14 protein-coding genes are annotated in these 16,498 nt (G+C 69.9%); 9 read left to right on the forward strand and 5 right to left on the reverse strand.

What is annotated here, in order from left to right; all coding sequences use genetic code 11:
* Positions 1 to 20: 20 nt before the first annotated feature.
* Positions 21 to 1,205, reverse strand: coding sequence for a sigma-54-dependent transcriptional regulator family protein (locus tag EIZ44_RS16465; protein WP_037814121.1), 1,185 nt, complete (start codon positions 1,203 to 1,205; stop codon positions 21 to 23).
* 161 nt (positions 1,206 to 1,366) lie between these two features.
* Between EIZ44_RS16465 and EIZ44_RS16470 the strand changes: the two genes are divergently transcribed.
* Positions 1,367 to 3,184: a flavin-containing monooxygenase gene (locus EIZ44_RS16470; RefSeq protein WP_134663155.1), complete on the forward strand. Its 1,818-nt coding sequence runs from the start codon at positions 1,367 to 1,369 to the stop codon at positions 3,182 to 3,184.
* A gap of 33 nt (positions 3,185 to 3,217) precedes the next feature.
* Here the strand turns inward: EIZ44_RS16470 and EIZ44_RS16475 are convergent, their stop codons facing one another.
* Positions 3,218 to 3,850 (reverse strand): TetR/AcrR family transcriptional regulator C-terminal domain-containing protein, encoded by a 633-nt coding sequence (locus EIZ44_RS16475; RefSeq protein ID WP_134663154.1) that lies wholly within the window; start codon positions 3,848 to 3,850, stop codon positions 3,218 to 3,220.
* Between the two features lie 71 nt (positions 3,851 to 3,921).
* On the opposite strand from EIZ44_RS16475, the gene EIZ44_RS16480 reads away from it, so the two are divergent.
* Together EIZ44_RS16480 and EIZ44_RS16485 are read left to right on the forward strand one after the other, a co-directional pair.
* On the forward strand, positions 3,922 to 4,797 hold the full coding sequence (locus EIZ44_RS16480; protein ID WP_240691320.1) for an alpha/beta hydrolase: 876 nt from the start codon (positions 3,922 to 3,924) through the stop codon (positions 4,795 to 4,797).
* A gap of 9 nt (positions 4,798 to 4,806) precedes the next feature.
* A complete protein-coding gene (locus EIZ44_RS16485; protein ID WP_134729516.1) occupies positions 4,807 to 6,309 on the forward strand; it encodes a class I adenylate-forming enzyme family protein in 1,503 nt (500 codons plus the stop codon).
* Between the two features lie 3 nt (positions 6,310 to 6,312).
* On the opposite strand, the gene EIZ44_RS16490 is transcribed toward EIZ44_RS16485, so the two are convergent.
* Positions 6,313 to 7,722, reverse strand: coding sequence for an aminotransferase-like domain-containing protein (locus EIZ44_RS16490; protein WP_134729518.1), 1,410 nt, complete (start codon positions 7,720 to 7,722; stop codon positions 6,313 to 6,315).
* Between EIZ44_RS16490 and EIZ44_RS16495 the strand changes: the two genes are divergently transcribed.
* Complete coding sequence (locus EIZ44_RS16495; protein WP_134729520.1) at positions 7,721 to 8,641, forward strand: DMT family transporter; 921 nt, start codon at positions 7,721 to 7,723, stop codon at positions 8,639 to 8,641. The two genes, EIZ44_RS16490 and EIZ44_RS16495, sit on opposite strands and share 2 nt — an antisense overlap.
* A 373-nt stretch (positions 8,642 to 9,014) precedes the next feature.
* On the opposite strand, the gene EIZ44_RS16505 is transcribed toward EIZ44_RS16495, so the two are convergent.
* Positions 9,015 to 11,258, reverse strand: a complete 2,244-nt coding sequence (locus EIZ44_RS16505; protein ID WP_134729522.1) for a helix-turn-helix domain-containing protein — start codon at positions 11,256 to 11,258, stop codon at positions 9,015 to 9,017.
* Between the two features lie 146 nt (positions 11,259 to 11,404).
* Here EIZ44_RS16505 and EIZ44_RS45500 point away from each other — a divergent pair, with 146 nt between their 5' ends.
* The 5 genes from EIZ44_RS45500 (at position 11,405) to EIZ44_RS16530 (ending at position 15,822) form a co-directional block, all read left to right on the forward strand.
* On the forward strand, positions 11,405 to 11,644 hold the full coding sequence (locus EIZ44_RS45500) for a hypothetical protein (protein WP_238605005.1): 240 nt from the start codon (positions 11,405 to 11,407) through the stop codon (positions 11,642 to 11,644).
* 32 nt (positions 11,645 to 11,676) lie between these two features.
* The gene (locus EIZ44_RS16515; protein ID WP_134729524.1) at positions 11,677 to 12,837 is read left to right on the forward strand and encodes a serine hydrolase domain-containing protein; all 1,161 of its coding nucleotides are present in this window, start codon (positions 11,677 to 11,679) and stop codon (positions 12,835 to 12,837) included.
* Between the two features lie 23 nt (positions 12,838 to 12,860).
* Complete coding sequence (locus EIZ44_RS16520; RefSeq protein ID WP_134729526.1) at positions 12,861 to 13,712, forward strand: hypothetical protein; 852 nt, start codon at positions 12,861 to 12,863, stop codon at positions 13,710 to 13,712.
* A gap of 23 nt (positions 13,713 to 13,735) precedes the next feature.
* A complete protein-coding gene (locus EIZ44_RS16525) occupies positions 13,736 to 14,821 on the forward strand; it encodes an alpha/beta hydrolase (RefSeq protein WP_134729529.1) in 1,086 nt (361 codons plus the stop codon).
* Between the two features lie 107 nt (positions 14,822 to 14,928).
* Complete coding sequence (locus tag EIZ44_RS16530) at positions 14,929 to 15,822, forward strand: NADP-dependent oxidoreductase (RefSeq protein WP_134729531.1); 894 nt, start codon at positions 14,929 to 14,931, stop codon at positions 15,820 to 15,822.
* Between the two features lie 7 nt (positions 15,823 to 15,829).
* Here EIZ44_RS16530 and EIZ44_RS16535 read toward each other — a convergent pair whose 3' ends face one another.
* On the reverse strand, positions 15,830 to 16,486 hold the full coding sequence (locus tag EIZ44_RS16535) for a GDSL-type esterase/lipase family protein (RefSeq protein ID WP_134729533.1): 657 nt from the start codon (positions 16,484 to 16,486) through the stop codon (positions 15,830 to 15,832).
* Positions 16,487 to 16,498: the final 12 nt, after the last annotated feature.

The following is a 16,498-nucleotide window of genomic DNA, read 5'->3' on the forward strand; positions in this document are numbered from 1 at the left end:
GGTTTCGGGGACTTCGCTGGTCACTGTCCTGCGTGGACAGTCATGCGCACGCCTTCGGCCAGGCGGTAGGGGCGGGTGTCGACGATGGCGCCGAGCAGGCGGCGCAGGCGCGACACCTCGGCGCGGACGGTGACCAGGTGTTCGGCGTCCCCGTAGAGGGCGTGGCTGAGCGCGACCGCCGACAGGCCGTCGCGGCCGGCCTTTTCCAGGCGGACCAGGATTTCCGCGTGGCGTTTGGTGATCGGGCGGCGCCAGCCGGTGTCGCCTGCTTGGAGGCTCAGCAGGGGTGCGGGCGTGAGGTCGAGGTCGAGCCGGACGGTGCGCGCGGTGTCGGCGGGGCGGACGAGCCAGCCGTCGGCTACGGGTTCGGGGAGGCAGGCTCCGAGGCCGGGGACGGCGACGACCTGGCCCGCTTGGGGCGCGGCGATGCGTTCGCCCGCGGAGACGCCGACGCTGTGCGCGACCCAGCCGTCCTCGTCGACGACCAGGGCGGGGCCGGAGGAGAGGACAGGTTCAGCCATTTGGCGCAGTCGTTCGAGGCGCTGGCGGTGGGTGCGCCACAGTTGCGATTCGGCCAGCCGCTTGCCGGTTTCGACGAGGGCGCCGATGGCGGGGTGGAGGGTGAGCGCGGGGCCGCTGACGTCGATGACGCCGAGCAGTTCGCCGGTGCGCGGGTCGTGGATGGGCGAGGCGGTGCAGTACCACGGGTGCTGGTTCTGCTCGAAGTGTTCGCCGGCGAGCAGTTCGATCGGGGCGGCTTCGGCCAGGGCGGTGCCGATCGCGTTCGTGCCGACGCGGGATTCGGTCCATTCGGAGCCTTCGGTGAAGCCCAGCGTGTCCGCCTTGCGCCGGATGGCGGACGAGCCTTCGCGCCACAGGATGATGCCGTCGGCGTCGGTGACCACCAGGAGCATGTGCGCGGAATCGGAGGTCGCGCCGACGACCTGGCGGAGGTCTTCGATGACGTGCCGCAGCGGGGAGCCGTGCCTGCGGCGTTCGACCTCGTCGCCGGGCACCGAATCGCGGGCGTTCATCCCGTCGGCGGTGAGGCCGAGGCTCAGCACGCGGGACCAGGAACGCGAGACCAGCGGACGCGGCGGCACCGCGGGACGGCTGCCGCCGATGACGGCCTCGTGCATGCGGACCAGGTCGCGGGCGTGGGTGGGCAGGTTGCGGCCCGGAGGCACCGCACTGTGCACCACCACAGTCACCTCCCGCACCGTCGCGCTAGCCGCCCAGCATAGGTGACCTGCGCCGATGTTTCCACGTACCGGGCGCGTGCAACACGCTGCAACCCTTGCCGCACCCTTCGCCGGAGGAGTGTGATCGGCGCTACACCCACGACAGCGACGTCCGAGGAGTAGCGATGACACAGACAGTCGACCGGATCGCGGAGGCGAGCACGCCGCAGGCCCGGGTCGAGGACTGGCTGGCCCGGTTCGAGGCCGCGCTGGCCGCTCGCGACATCGAGGCTGCCTCGGCGTTGTTCGCCGTCGATTCCTATTGGCGCGACTTGGTTTCGTTCACCTGGAACCTCAAGACCGTCGAGGGCCGCGACGGGATCGCCGGCCTCCTCGGCGGCTGTCTGGAGACGACCGATCCGAGCGGCTTCCGCACGAGCGAACCGGCCACCGAGGCCGGCGGGGTCACCGAGGCGTGGATCGAGTTCGAGACCGCCGCCGGACGCGCGAAAGGGCATCTGCGGCTGAAGGAAGAAGGCGCGTGGACGCTGCTCACCAGCCTGCGCGAGCTGAAGGGCTTCGAGGAGTCGCAGCGCGAACGGCGGCCCAAGGGCGTCGAGCACGGCGTGGTCCGCGGCCGCCGGTCGTGGGCGGAGAAGCGGGCCGAGGAGCAGGAGACGCTCGGCTACGGCCGGCAGCCCTACGTCGTGGTGATCGGCGGCGGGCAGGGCGGGATCGCGCTCGGCGCCCGGCTGCGCCAGCTCGGCGTGCCGTCGCTGGTGGTGGAGCGCAACGACCGGCCCGGCGATTCGTGGCGCAAGCGGTACAAGAACCTCTGCCTGCACGACCCGGTCTGGTACGACCACCTGCCTTACCTGCCGTTCCCGGAGAACTGGCCGGTGTTCGCGCCGAAGGACAAGATCGCCGACTGGCTCGAGATGTACACGAAGCTGATGGAGGTGCCGTACTGGACGCGTTCGGCGGTCACCTCCGCGGTGTGGGACGACGACGCGAAGCAGTGGCACGTCACGGTGGACCGCGACGGCGAGCAGGTGGTCCTCACGCCGCGGCACGTCGTGTTCGCGACCGGGATGTCCGGCAAGCCGAACCTGCCGTCGTTCCCCGGCATGGACGAGTTCGAGGGCGACCAGCACCACTCGTCGCAGCACCCCGGACCGGACGCGTACGCGGGCAAGAAGGCGGTCGTCGTCGGCTCGAACAACTCGGCGCACGACATCTGCGCGGCGCTGTGGGAGCACGGCGCGGACGTGACGATGGTGCAGCGTTCGTCCACGCACATCGTGAAGTCGGATTCGCTGATGGACCTCGGCCTCGGCGACCTGTACTCGGAGCGCGCGCTCGCCGCGGGCGTCACCACCGAGAAGGCCGACCTGATCTTCGCGTCGATCCCGTACCGGATCATGCCGGAGTTCCAGATCCCGGTGTACCAGGCGATCCACGAACGCGACAAGGACTTCTACGCCCGGCTCGAGGCGGCGGGCTTCAAGCACGACTGGGGCGACGACGGCTCCGGCCTGTTCATGAAGTACCTGCGCCGCGGTTCCGGCTACTACATCGACGTGGGCGCGTCGGAACTCGTCGCCAACGGCAGCATCAAACTCGCGCACGGCCAGGTCGACCACCTGACCGCGAACTCGGTGGTGCTTTCGGACGGCACGGAGCTGGAAGCCGACGTGGTCGTCTACGCGACCGGCTACGGCTCGATGAACGGCTGGGTCGCCGACCTGGTCGGCCAGGAGACCGCGGACAAGGTCGGCAAATGCTGGGGCCTGGGCTCGGAAACGACGAAGGACCCGGGCCCGTGGGAGGGCGAGCAGCGCAACATGTGGAAGCCCACCCAACAGGAGGGATTGTGGTTCCACGGCGGGAATCTGCACCAGTCGCGGCATTACTCGCTGTATCTGGCGCTGCAGTTGAAGGCGCGCTTCGAAGGGCTTGAGACGCCGGTGTACGGGCTGCAGGACGTGCATCACCTGTCTTGAGCCCGGGAGAAAACCCGGTGGCTGCCTCGGCGGTCACCGGGTTTTTTCGTGCAGGCCAGCCAAAAGCACGCGCATTCCGTCGGTGAACTCGGTTTCCGGATCGCTTCGCGCGGCGGCTTCGGCGATCTCCCGGAGCCCGGCGAACTCGTCGTGATCCAGTTCCGCGATCCGGTCGGCGGTCTCGGCGGAGTCCGCGTCGCGTGACAGGGGACCGGCCAGTTCGGCCTGGGCGAAGCCGGCCACGAAGGCGGACACCGTGCGGAACGCGACCAGCAGCTCGGCTCCGGATCGTCCGCTTCGGGCCAGCGCCCGGACCAGGGCCTCGGCGGGCCGCAGGGTCGGCAGGTCGAAGCTGCGGCGGGTCAGGATCAGCGGGATGGCGTGCGGATGCGCCCGCACCGCCCGCCACATTCCCTCGGCGACGGCGTGGACGTCGGCGCGCCAGTCGTCGGAGGGATCCGGCCAGGTCGCCGACGCCATCACCGCTTCCGTGACGAGGTGTTCCAGCCCGTCCCGGCCGTCGACGTAGTTGTAGATCGTCATCGGCCCGGTGCCGAGTTCGGTCGCGAGGCTGCGCATGGTCAGGCCGTCCAGCCCGGCGGCGTCGACCAGTGCGAGCGCGGCGGCCTGCAGCCGTTCGCGCGTGAACTTCCGCGGTGCGGGCATGCTTCTCCTTGATTAAGTACAAGGTACGTGTTTAAGGTAGGTTCACGTACAACGTACTTGATGGAGGGATCGTGCGCACTGCTTTCCGTTCCGGCCGCGACCAGTGCGCGGCCTGGCTGACCCTCCCGGACCGGGCGGGACCGCATCCGGCCGTCGTGCTCGTGCACGGCGGCGGCGCGACGCACGAAATGATGCTCGGCCAGTACGAAACCTGGTTCTCCGCGGCGGGTGTCGCCGTGCTGGCGTTCGATTTCCGGCACCTCGGCGAGTCCGGCGGCGAGCCCCGGCAGCTGGTCAGCCAGCGCCGGTACGCCGAGGACGTCGACGCGGCGCTGGCGTTCGCCCGCTCCCGGCCGGAGATCGACGCGAGCCGGATCGCGTTGTGGGGCACGTCGTTCGGGTCCAGCCACGTGCTCGCCGCGGCGGCGCGGCATCCGTCGCTGGCCGCGGCGGTCGTGCAGTGTCCGGTGTTCAGCGGCCGGGCTGTCGTCGCGCGAGCGGGGCTGCGGCACCTCGCGCGGTTCACCGGGCCGATCGTGTCGGACCTCGTGCGGTCCGCGTTGCGGCTGCCGCGCCGGTACGTTCCGCTGGTCGGCCGCCCGGGTGAGCTGGCGTTCGTGAATCAGCCCGGCGCGTTGGCGGGCTGGGAATCGGTGACGCCCGAAGGCGATGAGTTCGACAACCGGATCACCGCCGCGTCCGGGCTGGACATGGTGTTCTACAACGCCGCCGCGCAGGCCTCGCGGGTGCGGTGCCCGCTGCTGATCTGTGCTTGCGACCGCGAGAACCTCATCGATCCGTCGATCGCCGCCGCGGTGGCCGAGGACGCGCCGCGCGCCGTGCTGAAGCACTACGATGCGGATCACTTCACCGTCTACCATCCGCCTGTGGTCGAAAAGGTCGTCGCGGATCAGCTCGACTTCCTCGCCGTCCACCTGACCCAGTGAGGACGAGCGATGACGCGTATCCACGACCTGCTCCGCACCGCCCCGGCGGACGCCGTCGGCTGGACGGCCGGGTCCCGGGACCTCCGGTTCGGCGAGATGGACGCCTGGTCGGACCGGATCGCCGCCGATTTCCTGCGGCGGGGCGTGCGGCGCGGCGACCGGATCGCGGTCAACGGGCGCACTACGCCGGAATGGCTGGCGGTCTACTTCGCCGCCGCGAAGATCGGCGCCGTGGTCGTCGGATTGAGCCCCCGGTACCGGGAAACCGAATTCACGCACATCCTGAACGATTCCGGCGCGCGTCTCGTGGTGACCGAACCTTCGGCGGGCGACGTCGATTTCCTTGCCCTGCTGGGGAAACTCGCGCTGCCGGGCGTTTCCGCGGCGACTTTCGCCGAAGTGGGCACGGCGGAGCCGGACGCCGAGGCGCTGGCTGCTGCTTCGGCGGCAGTCGAGAAGGACGATCCGGTGATGATCATCTACACCTCCGGCACCACCGGTCGTCCCAAAGGCGCGACGCTGACGCATCGCGGCCAGCTGGCGTCTGCCGCCGCGGAAGCCGATCACCTGCAGTTGAGCGCCGACGACGTGTTGCCGGTCGCCGTTCCGCTGAACCACGTCAGCGGCATCACTTGCTGCATCCTGTCCGCGTTGGTCGCGCGCAGCCGGACGGTGCTGCTGCCGTCCTTCGACGCTGGTGCCGCCGCTGATCTGTTCCGGACGGCTGGCCTCACGATGTGGGTCGGTGTGCCGACGATGCACACGCTGCTGCTGAACCACGAGCGTTTCGTAGGTGTCGACACTTCGGCGATCCGCGTGGTCGTCACCGGTGGTGCGAACGCGGAACCTGCTTTGCTGCAACGCCTTACGGTTGCGTTCCCCAAGGCGACCGTGATGAATCTGTACGGGCTGAGCGAGGTGTCCGGTGCCGTGGTGATGACGCCGTGGAATGCCAGCACGGAAGCGACTGAACGCTCGATCGGCGTCCCTTTCCCCGGCGTGGAAGCGAAAATCGCGTCCCCGTCCGGAGAAGCCCTGCCGACCGGCGAAACCGGCGAATTGCTGTTCCGGACCCCGTCGATGATGGCTGGCTACCACAATCTGCCGGAGGAAACGGCCGCGGCGGTCGACGCGGACGGCTGGTTGCACACCGGCGACATGGCCCGCGCGGACGAGGACGGTTACCTGACGCTGCACGGCCGCGCCAAGGACATGTTCGTCCAAGGCGGATTCAACATTTACCCGGTCGAGGTGGAGAACGTCCTCGCCGCGCATCCCGGGGTGCTGCTGGCGGCCGGGGTCGGCGTGCCCGATCCGGTGCTGGGGGAGATCGGCCGGTATTACGTTGTCCCGGCGAAGGATTCGGCTGTCACCGAGGCGGAGCTGAAGGAGTTCTGCGCGGCGCAGGTGGCGGATTACAAGGTCCCGCGCCAGATCGTGCTCCGCGACAGCCTGCCGCTGACACCGTCCGGGAAGGTGCAGAAAGCTGCACTGCGCGCGGAAAACGGCTAGCGGTCAGACGTTCGCCTCGACCGCTTCTTGGATCACCCGCGCGGCGTCGGCGAACGCGTCCGGATTCGGCCCGGCGTAGTTGAGCCGGATGAACCGTCCGGTCGGCTCGGCGGGGAACCATTCGTCGCCAGGCCCGATCACCACGCCGGCGGACTCGCAATCGCGGACCACACGCGGCAGGTCGACCGTGCCGGGCAGCCGCGCCCAGAGGTTCAACCCGCCCTGCGGCACGGATTCCACCTGCACCGCGGGCGCGTGTTCGCGGAGACCGGCGAGCAGGAGGTCGCGGCGGGTCTTGAGCTGGTGCCGGACCCGGCGCAGGTGGGTGCGCCAGGCGGGCTGGGTCACGACGTCGAGCGCGACGGTCTGCAGCACCGTGCTGACGTACATCGATTCCGCCAGCGTGTCGACGAGAATCCGGTCGCGTGCCGGGCCGCGGGCGATCAGCGCGGCGACGCGGATCGCGGGGGAGACGCTCTTGGTGAGCGAGCGGAGGTAGACCACGTGGCCGTCGTCGTCGCGGCCCGCGAGCGGCTGCGGTTCCGCGGTGATGCCGAAATCGTGCGCCGAATCGTCCTCGATCAGGAAAGCGCCGTGCCGGCGGACGGTGTCGAGGACGCGGTCGGCGAGGTCGGGCTGCCACAGCGCGCCGGTCGGGCTGGCGAAGCTGGCCTGCGCGTAGAAGGCCCGCGCGCCGGTTTGCTCGAACGTCCGGTCCAGCGCGTCGGGATCCGGTCCGTTCGGGCCGCTCGGCACCGGAACCACCGCGACGCCCGCTTTCGTCGCCGCGAGGATCGCGCCCCAGTACGTCGGGGATTCCAGCAGCAGCGGCTGCCCCGGCCCGACCAGCGCGCGGAAGGCGGTGACCAGGCCGCTCTGGCTGCCCGGGGTGATCACGACGTCTCGCGGGTTCACCGGCGCGATTCCGGCCGGAGTCGCCGTGCGCAGTTCCGCGGCGAACCAGGCCTGCAGTTCGGGAACGCCCGCGGTCGGCGGCCGTCCGACTAGCGCCGCCGTGCGCGCGGCCCGGGAGAACGCGCTCCGGACGAGCCGCTCGGGCAGCAGCTCCGGGTCGGGGTAGCCGGAATGAAGCGCTACTGTGCCCGTGGAGACCGATTGCAGCGATGCGGGCTGTTTGAGCGGCCCGTGCGCCGGGGTGCCGAGCGCCGCGGTCTGCCAGCCGTAGTCGCCGGACCCGGTGGCGGGCGCGGCGCGGACGAACGTGCCGACTCCCGGCAAACTCTCCACCAGTCCCTGGGAAGACAGGCTGCGCAGTGCTTTCTGGACAGTCACCGGACTGGCCGAATACCGCGCGACCAGCTCCCGCGACGAGGGCAGCTTCGCGCCCGCTGGGGCGGTGGCGATCCACTCGCGCAGTGTCGAAGCGATCCGGGAGCTGCTATCGTCGGACATGAAACTGAAGGATAGCGCTACTCTCCCAGCGGCACCGGCGCTACCCCGGGCCGGTCTCTGGTGGGGCCTGCTCGGTGTCGTGGCGTTCTCGTTCACCGTGCCGTTCACCCGGGTCGCGGTGGAAAACGGCGGCCTCTCGGCGATGTTCATCGGCTCCGGGCGAGCAGTGGTCGCCGCGGTGCTCGCGAGCGTCGCGCTGATCGCCACCAAACAACGCCTCCCGCGCGGTACGCAATGGTTCCGCCTCGCCGTCGTCGCGGGCGGAGTGGTGATCGGCTTCCCGATGCTGACCTCGTACGCCCTCACCACAGCCTCCGCCAGCCACGGCGCCGTCGTCATCGCGCTGCTCCCCGCCGCGACGGCGGTAGTAGCGGTGCTCCGCACGCGCGAACGCCCGCCCGCCACTTTCTGGGCCCTGGCCGCCGTCGGCGCCGTCGCGGCGATCGGCTTCGCCGTCCTGCAAGGCGGTGGCCTCAGCGGACTCCAATGGTCGGACGCACTGTTCTTCGGCGCGGTACTGGCCGCCGCGGTGGGTTACGCAGAAGGCGGATTGCTCGCGCGGGAATTGGGTGCCTGGCAAACGGTTTCGTGGGCGCTGGTGGTCGCCTCGCCGTTGATGGTCGCGTTGACCGTCGTGTCGGTGACGAACCACCCTCCACATGCGACAGTGGGCGAGTGGGCCGCTTTCGCCTATCTGGCGGTGGTGAGCATGTATCTGGGCTTCTTCGCGTGGTACCGGGGGCTGGGCCTCGGGCCGATGACCCGGGTCAGCCAGGTGCAGTTGGTGCAGCCAGTGCTGAATCTGGCGTGGGCAGCGGTCTTCCTGGGCGAGGAACTGACCTGGCAGACCATGCTGGGCGGGCTGGCGGTGATCGTCTGCGCGGGGAGCGCGGTGCGGGTGCGGACTGCTCGGGGTTAGGCCCGGGCGGCCCGGTGGCCGAACGGTTGTCGACGGGGCGCAGTCCTGCGTACACGCCCTGGTTGCCGCTCGTGGGGTTGGCGTACATGCCGTAGCAGGTCGTCCCCGCGGACAACGCCTTGGTGACGCCGGGCATCTGCGGCGCGAAAGTCCCGCGTCCGGCAGCTCCGGCGCGGGGCTCGCGAGGCTCAGCCGGGCCGGGGACCAGCCCGACATCGCGTCCACGTCGTCCTCCGGCGCGCTAGTTCGACGATGACCTCCGCTGAGCCGCGGTCGGCCGCGGCGTGCAGCGGCGGGTCGTGAAGAAACCCGACGTGCGGGTCGCCACCCTCGTCCAGCCAGACCCGCACCTTGCCGAGACCAGCATGTCGGATCAGGCGCGATACGCGCGACCGAGGTGATCCTGAAGCCGCGCATGGCGAAACTGGTAAACCGCCCCCGCCTGCCGCAATACCCCGCGTTGGTACGCGTCGTCCAGAAACGCCGGTACCGCCCACGGCAGGCGGCCGGTCAGCGGCAGCCAGATGCGCGCCAGCAGCACCCACTGTCCCCAAGCCGTGAACGCCAGTACATACGAGAGCCCGCCCCCGAGACCTCCGACGGCACCGATCAGCAGGCCCGACGACAGCGGCCACCGGAGCGGACCCAACGGACCCTGGAGAAGCTCCACCAGCAGCGCACCACCGAAAGCGATCGAGAGAGCGACCGTCGGCACCAGAATGAGCAACTGCCGCAACGCTGTCGTGCGATTCGTGGCCAGCAGACCGAGCGGGGTGGCGGCCGACCCGACGTCCAGCGGGATTTCCAGCGCCGCCATCAGCCCGAACACCAGTCCGGCCGCGAGCCCGAAGATGAGCCCGTAAACGAGCGTGGGCACGAGCATTTTCTCGACGAGCGACTTGCCGTCCGGCGGAAAACCGAAGAGCAGGCCGTGCAACGCCGTGTTGACCGGGCCGTATCCGAGGCCGATCACGAACCCGCCGAGCAGGGCGGCGCCGAGCCGGGCAGCGTAAGCGTGGAAGAACTGCCTGCCGGTCCGATGTCGTCCGCGCAGCCGGATCTGGACGCGCGACGGTTCGATTTTCCGGCCGCCGCACACGATCATCAGGCCGTGGACCAGCCCGAACGCCAGGCCGACCATCGGCCCGATCAGGAGCCCGTCCATCAACCCCGCGCGGAAGGTGAACGCGGTGCCCCGGTCGATGAGGTCGAGGGGGACGAAGACGAGCCAGTTCAGCACGGCGATGGCGAGCGTCGAAGCCATGACGAGAGCGAGGATGCGCGACGACCGGCGCAGCGAAGCGCCCAGCTGCCACCACGCCAGATCGTGCTCGTCGAGCTGGCCGACGTGCTGGGCCAGATAGCCCAGCCACCGTTGGGCGCGTTCGGGATCCCAGCTCCGGACCGGGCGGGCGACGTGCGGGGGCCGGTGCTGGTAGACGGTCGGCACGAAGCTGGCGAGCAGGTGGTCTTCCAGCGCGTCCGAGGTCGGGAACCGGGCGGTGTCCAGCAAAACCGCCGGGTCCCGGCCGTCGCGGTAGACGGTTCGCGCGAGGACCACCATCAACGGCGTGCTCAGCGCGGTCGCGAGGGGTCCGTCCGGGCAACTGTGCAGTTCGGCGAGTACCGGTTCCCACCGGTCTCCGGCGCGGGAAGTCGTGCGGGGCAAGTAGTTGGCGACGTCGGCCGGGGTGAGGTCGAGCAGTTCCACGCCCGCGGTCGAGGTCGGCACATCCGTCGCGGCGACCGCGGTCGCGTACTCGGCGGGACGGCTGGTCAGCAGGAACGGCAGTGACGTGGCGCTGAGCGCGGCCAGTGCGGCGGCGTGCAATCCGGCGGCGATCTCGTCGAATCCGTCCAGAACCGGGAGGACGCACCCGGTTTCGACCAGCTCGCCGGCCAGCGGACCGGTCAGGCCGGGGTAATCGGGGTAGTCCTGCGGCAGGCGTTCGATCAGCCAATCCCGCAGCGTGTGGGCCGTCGGGTCCCACGAGCTGACGTTGAAGATCGTCGGCACCGGCTCGGCGGCGGTGCGCGTGCGGAGAAAGCCCAGCACGAACCGCAGCGTCAGGATTGTCTTCCCGGAACCCGCCCGGCCGAGGACCGTCAGGCGTCCGGACGGGATCCGCCGGTAGACGTTCGCGATGTCGTCCAGTTCGCCGTTCAAGTCCAACGGTTCCGCGGTGCCGCCCGGCCGGACGCCTCGGATGTTGTCCCAGCGATCGGTCAGCCGCGGCGAAGCCGGCTGCCATCGCACCGGCAGCGGGAAAGGATCGTGGACGCGGCGCTGTTCTTCCTCGCGTTGCCAGCGAGAAGCGACCACCCGCGCGAACTGGTCCGCGGCGTCGGACAGCGCGCTCCGGATCCGCGGCGGCTCGGCCTCTTCCGGTGCGGGAGAGACGCCGAACTCGGCCAGCAGCGCGCGCCGTTCGGCCGTCGTGGTTCCCAGTGCGTCGGCCAGAAGTTTCACGGTGCCCATCCGCGGATCGATGGGTCTGCCGTTCTCGAGCCGCCGGATCGTGCTGACGCTGACCCCGGAACGCTCCGCCAGCTGCTCTTGGGTCAACCCCGTCTGACGCCGCATTTCGCGCAGCAGAACGCCGGCCCGGCTCGTCACCGCGGAGACCCCTCACTATGCGCCCGCTCACCCCGAAACGAGCTTACCGCGCCGGCCGGTCATGCCTGACCGGCTTGTGCTCTGGTGCGGTGACCTGCGCGAACCCCACGATGATCGGGATCGGGTCACCTCGGCATCGGAGAGACATGGCCGCCGACTTCCGGTACTGGTGCGGCGAATGCGGCTACCGGACACCTTGGCTCACGCAGTCGCAGAGCGCCGAACAGCGAGCTCGGCATTACGCCCGGTGCCATCCCGGCGTTCCGCCAAGGGGGCAGGCGGAGCGCCGGCGGTCGAACAGCGGCGGGGCCGGCTGCCTGGTGCTGGTGGGCGTGCTGCTGCTGATCGTCGTGGCGGTGGCCGTCTGCCGGTACACGGCCAGGTAGTTCCGGAACCCTTTGAGCGAAGGAGAGAATTTGTGCGCAGACTGAGACAGGCGGTTTCGATTCTGGCGAGCGCGGCTGTCGCCGTGGCGCTGGCCGCACCGGCGTCCGCTGCCGGTGCCCACGCCGACACCCAGGCTGTTCTCAACGGCTACCAAGCCCACGCCGGACCAGGCGCGGCCGTCTACGCGGGCAACGCGTCTGGGTCGTGGCATCTGTCGACGGGCAGCGCCACGATCACCGGCCCCGCGCGTCCCCTGGGGCCGGACGAGCATTTCCGCATCGCCAGCCAGACCAAGACCTTCACCGCCGCCGTCGTCCTGCAGCTGGTCGACGAGGGCAAGGTCGCGCTCGACGCGCCGATCGAGCGCTACCTGCCCGGTCTCGTCGACGGCAACGGCTACGACGGCAACCGGATCACCGTCCGGCAGCTCCTTCAGCACACCGCCGGAATCCCCGCCCCGGATGTCGTGGCGTGGGCGCAGAAAGCCGCCGGGCTGGTCAAACCGGACGGCAGCATCGGCCTGCACGATCTGGTCCAGGTCGGGCTGCGGAACTTCCCGCCCGCGTCCGCGCCCGGCGCCAGCGTGCTCTACTCCAACCTGGGCTACCTGATCAACGGGCTGCTGATCGAGCAGGTCACCGGGATGTCCGTCGGCGACGCGGTCACCACCCGGATCATCGACCGGCTCGGACTGGCCCGGACCAGTTTCCCGCGCGCGGGCGACCGGTCCCTTCCCGCGCCGTACCTCCCCGGGTACCGGGGGGTCCGGGCGGGCCCGTTCTTCTTCTGGACCGAGACGACCTCGGCCCCGGTGATCTCCGAGCCGTCGATCGAAAGCTCGGCCGGAGCGATCGTCTCGACGCTGACGGATATGTCGAAGTTCTACCGCGCCCTGCTCGACGGCAAGGTCGTCTCGCCCGCCGCGCTGGCCGAGATGCGCCGGACGATCCAGGTGCCGGTGCACGATCCGGCCTACGTCGGCCTGGGCCTCGGACTACAGGCCATCACGCTGTCCTGCGGCGGCGAAGCCTGGTTCCACAACGGCCTCGCGGCGTCCGGCTACACCTCGTGGACCGCCGCGACCGACGACGGCCGGTACGCCTCGATGATGACCAACGCGTGGGAGGAGACGAGCATCCGGCCCTCGCCTCTCGACGTGATCGACTCCGCTCTCTGCGGCAGCAGGCAGTGAACCCTACGAATCAAGGAGCGTGCGTGCGCACCCGACGTTTCCTCGCCGCGATCGCGGCGGTCGTCCTCGTGGTCACCGGGGCGGCCGGCGCCTCGGCCGAACCCGCCAAACGGGTCTTCAACTCGATGCAGATCCTGTTCGACCTCAGCACCCCCGATCACTTCTGCACGATCGGCGCGGTCGGCACCGACAAGTACGACCGGAAGATCGCCGTGTCCGCGGGGCACTGCCTGGTGGACGCCCCCGGGCAGCACTACTCCGACCGGGACATCCCGGAGAACATCGCACCGGTCTACGACCGCAACGACACCGGGTTCGGCCCGATCGGCTACGTGCGGTACTTCAAGAACCGCGAGGGCTCGATGACGGGCCACCCGACCAAGGACTACATGATCATCGAGCTGGTGCCGTCGGTGACGCCGTCCTCGCAAGGGCCGTACCTGAAGCAGACCGGCGAACTGGAAGTCCCCGACGGGCAGCCCAGCCCGAACGCGCTCAACCCGTCGCTGAACAACGAACGCCTCCTCGGCGCCGCGCTGAACAACACCAACGAACTCGTGGTGTCGGGTCAGCTCGGCGTCTGGTACGGCCGCGTCACCAGCAACGCCAACGGCGTCTACCAGTCCTGGGCCAAGCACCAGGCGAACGACTCCGGCGGCCCGGCGATCTGGCACGTGCCCGGCACCGAATATCCCGGACAGGGCAACAACTTCCAGGCGGCCGGCCCGTGGGCGGGCATCACCAAGGCGATCATCCTCGGCGTCCCGCAGTACGTCTACACCAGTTCGGCGAACATCCTCGCCGACCTGCGCGCCCGCGACGCCGCGCACCCCGGCACCTATGGCGCCGGTTTCCACGTGACCCAGAACCCGTGACCCCGCGACCAGGGAAAGTGACCATGAGACTGTTGCTCAAGCGCGCACTGGTGTCCGCCGCGGCCGCGATGCTGGCCTTCACCAGCCCCGCCGCGCACGCCGACACCCCCGCCCTGCCGACCTTGACCGACGGCTTCGGCCTCACCCAGGTCGGGACCGCGCAAGGCACCCCCACCAACTTCGTCCTCACCGTGACGACCCCGGCGGTCGCGGGACAGCACCACATCCGCGTCATCGTCCCGAGCAGCTACTACGCCGACACCACCACGCGCTACCCGGTGTTCTACTTCCTGCACGGCGTCGGCGACGATCCGAGCAACCCGTATCTGGCCTATCCCGCGATGCTGGCCAGCCAGAAGATGATCACCGTGATCCCGGACGGCGGGCTCCGCGGCTGGTACACCGACTGGGTGCGCCAGGACACCGCGGCCGGGGCGCAGAAGTGGGAAACCTTCCATCTCGACCAGGTGATCCCGTTCATCGACGCCAACCTCCGCACCGTCGCGGCCAAATCGGGCCGGGCGGTCGGCGGGCTGTCCATGGGCGGGTTCGGTGCGCTGCACTACGCCGAGGACCGTCCGGAGTTGTTCTCCCAGACCGTTTCGCTGTCCGGCGCGATCGACTTCAACCTGTACTGGGTCCGCACGGCGATCCGCGGCACGTTGTCCAACGTCGGGTTCGCCATGTCGGGCACGTCGGGCTCCGGCGAGGGCGCCGGCGGCAGCGGGTTCGGCCCTGCGGTGCCGACCGATTCCGCGTTCGGCTCGCTCAACGAGGCGGGCGACATGTCCGCGGCGCTGTCCCACGGCCCGGTCGTGAACGCCGGGAAACTCGCCGGCGTCGGCGTTTCGCTCTACACCGGGTCCGGCAACGGCAACCCGATCAACGTGCTGCTCGACGAACCGGCGTTCGCCGAGTCGGTCACCGAGGCCGCCCAGCAGAACCTGAAGGCGGCGCTGGACAAGGCCGGACACCCTTACTACGCCGTGGACTACGGCAACGGCAAGACCTGGGGACCGAACTGCCAAGGCAAGCACACGGCCGGCTGCTGGGGACAGGACCTGGTGGACTACCTGCCGCGGCTGGAGCGGGCTTTCGCCGCCGCGTAAGGAAATGCTGGGGGTGCCCCGGACGGATCCGCTCCGTCCGGGGTCCTTGCGATCGACTGTAACACTAACCGTTGCAAAACACTAACCGTTGTTGTTAAGTTGGCGGCATGAAAGCAGTGCGCTTCGCCGCCTATGGCGGCCCCGAAGTCCTTGAGCTGGACGAAGTCCCCGAACCGCACGCCGGACCCGGCCAGATCCGCGTCGCCGTGCGGGCGGCCGGCGTGAACCCGCACGATTGGCGCACTCGCGAGGGCCAGTTCCAGCGGATCCGCCCGATCGAACTGCCCTCCGGCGTCGGCCAGGACGCCTCCGGTGTGGTCGACGAGATCGGCGAAGGCGTCACCGGCGTCGCGGTCGGGGACCCGGTGCTGGGCCGAGGCTCGAATACCTACGCCGAGTTCGCCGTGCTGAATTCCTGGGCGCCGTTGCCGTCCGGGCTGACCTTCGCCGAAGCGGCCGGATACCCGTCAGTGGTCGAGACCGCGCTCCGCGTCCTCCGGCTGGTGGGTGTCCAAACTGGACAGACGCTGCTGGTGAGCGGTGCCGCGGGCGGAGTCGGGTCGGCGGTGCTGCAGGTCGCCCGGGACCGGGGAATCAAGGTGATCGGCACGGCCAGCGCCGCGAATCAGGATTACGTGCGCGGCCTGGACGCCATCGCGACCACCTACGGCGAGGGCTGGGTCGACCGGGTGCGCCAGCTCGGCCAGGTCGACGCCGCCCTCGACCTCAACGGCACCGGGGTGATCCGCGGCCTGCTGGACCTGACCGGGGACCCGGACAAGGTGATCACGATCGCCGACCTGGAGGCCCCGATGCTGGGTATCCGGTTCGCTGGGACAGGGGGGAACATGAAGGAAGCCCTCGCGGAGACCGTCGACCTGATCGAGCGCGGCAAACTCCACATCCCGGTCGACAAGTCCTACCCGCTGGCCGAAGCTTCGGCGGCGCATGCGGACAGCCAGGCGGGACATACCCGCGGACGGCGGGTTTTGCTGGTCTGACTATCGCTCAACCGGCGATTCGCTGCACTTCACCCGCGATCACCCGGGCGAACCGTTCGTGCGAGGGCACGCTGAAGTGCGTCCCGTCAGCTCCCGTCTCCGCCACGGTGGCCGCGTCGACAAACGTCGCGCCGCGCGCCGCCGCGAGTTCCGCGAGCGGTCCGGCCAGTTGTACCGCTTTCGCCGCCGATGTCGCGTCGTAGAAGGCTCCGTTGACGGCCGCGAAGTCCGGCGCGGTCACGTCGATGTGCGGCGGCGACACCAGCACGACCTCCGGCGCGCGTCCGGCATCCGTCCTCCCGTGCGCAGCCACGTCGTCCAGCAGCCCGACGATCGCGGCGACCACCTCCGCTGCCGGTCGTCCGAACTGGATCTTCAAATCGTTGGTGCCGAGCATCAGCACGACGACGTCGATCGGGTTGTGGCTCAGCAAAGCGGGCAGGAGGTAGGTGCGTCCGTTGCGGCCCGGCCGGTTCATCGATGCCGGGTAGTCGAGGTCAGTGGTCCGGCCGCCGAGGCCCTCCTCGAGCACGTGGTATCCGCCGCCGAGGAGGGCCGCCAGCTGGCCGGTCCACCGGAGGTCCGCGTGCCACCGTCCCTTGTCCGTTTCCTCGGAACGCTGGCCGTAGGTGTTGGAATCGCCGTAGCAGAGCACGCTGATCATGCAGCTGCGCAA

Source organism: Amycolatopsis nivea, from assembly GCF_004522235.1.
GTDB classification, from domain to species: domain Bacteria; phylum Actinomycetota; class Actinomycetes; order Mycobacteriales; family Pseudonocardiaceae; genus Amycolatopsis; species Amycolatopsis nivea.

Bases quoted from the DNA above. Each gene is read 5' to 3' on its own strand.
- EIZ44_RS45500 (WP_238605005.1), top strand. From the start codon at position 11,405: ATGGCCGCCGACTTCCGGTACTGGTGCGGCGAATGCGGCTACCGGACA.
- EIZ44_RS16470 (WP_134663155.1), top strand. From the start codon at position 1,367: ATGACACAGACAGTCGACCGGATCGCGGAGGCGAGCACGCCGCAGGCC.
- EIZ44_RS16490 (WP_134729518.1), bottom strand. From the start codon at position 7,722: ATGTCCGACGATAGCAGCTCCCGGATCGCTTCGACACTGCGCGAGTGG.
- EIZ44_RS16495 (WP_134729520.1), top strand. From the start codon at position 7,721: ATGAAACTGAAGGATAGCGCTACTCTCCCAGCGGCACCGGCGCTACCC.
- EIZ44_RS16485 (WP_134729516.1), top strand. From the start codon at position 4,807: ATGACGCGTATCCACGACCTGCTCCGCACCGCCCCGGCGGACGCCGTC.
- EIZ44_RS16530 (WP_134729531.1), top strand. From the start codon at position 14,929: ATGAAAGCAGTGCGCTTCGCCGCCTATGGCGGCCCCGAAGTCCTTGAG.
- EIZ44_RS16475 (WP_134663154.1), bottom strand. From the start codon at position 3,850: ATGCCCGCACCGCGGAAGTTCACGCGCGAACGGCTGCAGGCCGCCGCG.
- EIZ44_RS16525 (WP_134729529.1), top strand. From the start codon at position 13,736: ATGAGACTGTTGCTCAAGCGCGCACTGGTGTCCGCCGCGGCCGCGATG.
- EIZ44_RS16535 (WP_134729533.1), bottom strand. From the start codon at position 16,486: ATGATCAGCGTGCTCTGCTACGGCGATTCCAACACCTACGGCCAGCGT.